Below are 3,140 nucleotides of genomic sequence, written 5' to 3'. Positions count from 1 at the left end.
GCGCGTGCCTTGGAGCGCCCGCACCGTCGGCGCGGGCCGGGCGCGGGCCGGGCGCGGGGCGGGGGTCGGATGAGGGTATGGGGAGAAGCCACCGCATTATTCCGAGTGCACGAGGCTTCGCACGCACCCTCATCCGCCCTACGAGCACCTTCTCCCGGTGGGAGAAGGAAGCCTCGCTGCTGCTTTTATTGGCGTAGAAAGCAGCGCGGGCCTGGGCGGCTACTCGACGCTGATGGTCTGGGTCAGGGTGTGGCTGGCGCCGGGGGCGAGCTCGATGACGTCCGGGCCGGCATTGGCCGCTTCCAGGCAGACGTAGTTGCGCCAGCCCTCGCCCACGTCGGCCATCTGCTTGCCGGCCTCTTCGCCCGGGTTCCAGGCCACCAGCGAGCGGCTGCCTTCGGTGGCGATGACGATGCGGCGACCGAGCACCGGGTCGGTGAGCGTGTAGCGGCCGCCGGCGTTGGTGTAGATGCGGTCGCTACGACCGGGGTCGCGCGGGTCGCGCAGGCTCCAGTCGCCTTGCTGGCGATGGGCGGTGGCGTAGTTCTCGTATTTATCCAGATAGTCCAGGCCATCCAGGCCCTGCACGCTGACCTTGAGCGCGTCGCCGACGCGGAAGTAGTTGTGCAACGCCTGGGTGAAACGCACCGGGGCGGCGCTGGTGTTTTCGGTGATCAGGCGTTGCTCCAGCGTGCGGCCGATGCGCAGCGTCATGCGCAGGCGTAGCGCCAGGTCGTCGAAGCGCGGCGGGGTGAGCGTGAGCACCACGGTGCCGCCGTCTTCGCGGCGGCTTTCGGTGAGTTGCCAGGCCACCGTGCGCACGAAGCCGTGGGCGGGAACGTCGCCGGTCTGATCCTGGCGGCCGAAATACGGCCAGCACACCGGCGCACCACCGCGGATCGGGGTGGGCGGTTGCTGGGCGCTGGGCGAAAGCCACATCACGTCCTGTCCGCCCTTGGGCACGAACGAGAGCAGCTGGCCACCGAACAGGCTGATGGCGGCAGTGGAGAACGGGGTGTCGATCAGCAGCGACGGAAACCCGTGAAAATCGCCTGTGGTCAGGCCGGTGGTGTCGGACATGGGGGATGCCTTTTGGACGCTGGGGGATTGGGCGAAGGCCGGGTAAGCGGCCGGCAGCTTGAACGCGGTGGCGCGCATGGCGGCGGCGCCGGCGACCGGCGGGGCGGCGCGCAACGCGGCGAGGATGCGTTGGCCGGGGCGGCCGTCGGCCGGTTGCAGGCCCAGGCGGGTCTGCTCGACCTGGATGGCGCGGCGGGTGGCGCTGCCGACCATGCCGTCGGCCTCGCCGATCTGGTAGCCGCGGGCGAGCAGCAACTGCTGCAGTTCGCGTCGTTCGGGCCGGCCCAGGCCGGGGTCGTCGGTGGGCCATGCCGCGATCAGGCCGGGGCCGCCACGCAGGCGATCGGCGAGCAGGGCGATAGACAGCGCGTAACTTTCGGCGGCGTTGTAGGCGTAGATCGCGTCGTAGTTGCGGAATACCAGCAACGCCGGGCCGGTGGCGCCGGCCGGCAGCAGCAAGGCGGCTGGCGTTTCTGCCGGCAGCCCGGTTGGTGCCAGCGGTTTGCCGTCGGTGCCGAGCAGGCCGGCGCTCTGCCAGGCCTGCAGCGGTTGGCGGCGGGTGCGCCCGGCCTTGCTGGCGTCGAAGCCGCGCGGCAGGGTGACTTCCATACCCCACGGGCGGGCGCGTTCCCAGCCGGCCTTGACCAGGTAGTTGGCGGTGGAGGCCAGTGCATCGGGAATGCTGGTCACCAGATCGCGGCGGCCGTCGCCGTCGCCATCCACCGCGATGCGGGCGTAAGTCGAGGGCATGAACTGGGTCTGCCCGAACGCGCCAGCCCAGGAGCCGGTGAGCCCATCGGCGGAGAGATCGCCTTGCTGCAGCAGGCTGAGCAAGGCGAGGAATTCGCCGCGAAAGAACGGCTGGCGACGGCCCGCGCACGACAGCGTGGCCAGCGACACCAGCAGCGGGCGCTTGCCGGTGACGCGGCCGTAATCGCTCTCCACGCCCCACACCGCCACGATGGTCGCCGGGTCCACGCCAGTCTGATCGGACAGGCGGCTGAGCAGTTCGCGGTGGGTGACCAGCATGGCCTGGCCATCGGTGACGCGCTGGCTGTCGACCAGGCTGGCCAGGTAGTCCCAGATGGGCGTGGTGAATTCGGGCTGCGCATCCAGCAGCGGCAACACGCTGGGATCGGGCGCCAGCCCGGCGGTGAAGCGCTGAAAGCTGGCGGCGTCCACGCCCTTGGCAGCGGCCTGGGTCTGCAGGCCAGTCAGGCAGCGATCGAAAGCCGGATCGGCGCAGGCGACCAGCGGCAGCAGTCCCAACACGAACGGCAACGCGCGCCGGGGCAGCGTCATGGCGCAATGGCCGGCGGGTGGGCAGACGTCATGCGGTGGAGTGCTCCTGCGCGGCAAGTCGGGCCGACGAGCATAGCCAACCTGGGTGGTGGCAGGCGTGCAGGATGGCGATGCGTGATGCGTTCCTGGGTGAGGCCCGCGGCTCGATGCGAGCGATCGTGCCGCGGTCCGACTGGCTCAGCTGCCGTCGCCGGCGATCCCGGTCAGCATCGACAGGGCCGGCGCGGACGGGGCGTTTTCGGTCACTCGGCGGGTGCGGGCATGGCGCGGTGCATCGTGGCGCGGGCCGAAGCGAATCAGTGCAGTGGCCACGCACGCCGGCAGCACGATCGCGAACACGACCGCCGCCAGAAGCACCCATTGCCAGAGATTGAAGGTTGCCATGATCCAAGTCCCCCCGCGGCGGCGTTCGCCTGGGCGGCAAGCTTCGGCGATCGGCTGCGAACGCGGCGTCGACAAATAGGGGAGGTGAAGACCGTTCGTCGGGCGAAACAGGCCTGGTGGGCCGCGCATCGAGGGGCGCGCGGTCGCTGGCGACGTCTGATTGGATGGTGCGGCAACGGTCGACGTGGAGGATCAGCGTGCGTCCAGGTAGAACCAGTGACCTGCCTCGCGCACGAAACGGCTGTGTTCGGTCATGCGGACTGCGCTGCCGCCACCGATGCGATAGCGCGCCAGGAAGACCACCTCAGCCGTCTCGGGGCCGGTATCGAGGGTGCGCTGCACGGTCAGGCCAAGCCAGGTGGTGCGCCCGCCCT

Annotated in this window: 3 protein-coding genes; all 3 read right to left on the bottom strand. The window is 70.3% G+C overall.

Annotated elements, in window-relative coordinates; all coding sequences use genetic code 11:
• Window positions 1-219: 219 nt before the first annotated feature.
• Window positions 220-2,382 carry a lytic murein transglycosylase gene (locus tag J7360_RS04915; RefSeq protein ID WP_057664117.1) on the bottom strand — a complete coding sequence of 721 codons (2,163 nt, stop codon included), beginning with the start codon at window positions 2,380-2,382 and terminating at the stop codon, window positions 220-222.
• Window positions 2,383-2,559: 177 nt separating this feature from the next.
• Window positions 2,560-2,766: a hypothetical protein gene (locus tag J7360_RS04910; RefSeq protein WP_033481624.1), complete on the bottom strand. Its 207-nt coding sequence runs from the start codon at window positions 2,764-2,766 to the stop codon at window positions 2,560-2,562.
• Window positions 2,767-2,958: 192 nt separating this feature from the next.
• Window positions 2,959-3,140, bottom strand: a 182-nt coding sequence (locus J7360_RS04905; RefSeq protein WP_280515166.1) for a YchJ family metal-binding protein, incomplete at its 5' end; no start/stop codon positions are given.

The organism is Xanthomonas sp. D-99 (genome assembly GCF_017746145.1).
Taxonomy (GTDB): Bacteria; Pseudomonadota; Gammaproteobacteria; order Xanthomonadales; family Xanthomonadaceae; genus Xanthomonas; species Xanthomonas cissicola.
The sequence above is the reverse complement of the archived record's forward strand: the minus strand, read 5'-3'. Positions and strand labels throughout refer to the sequence as shown.

Bases quoted from the DNA above. Each gene is read 5' to 3' on its own strand.
- J7360_RS04915 (WP_057664117.1), bottom strand. From the start codon at position 2,382: ATGACGCTGCCCCGGCGCGCGTTGCCGTTCGTGTTGGGACTGCTGCCG.
- J7360_RS04910 (WP_033481624.1), bottom strand. From the start codon at position 2,766: ATGGCAACCTTCAATCTCTGGCAATGGGTGCTTCTGGCGGCGGTCGTG.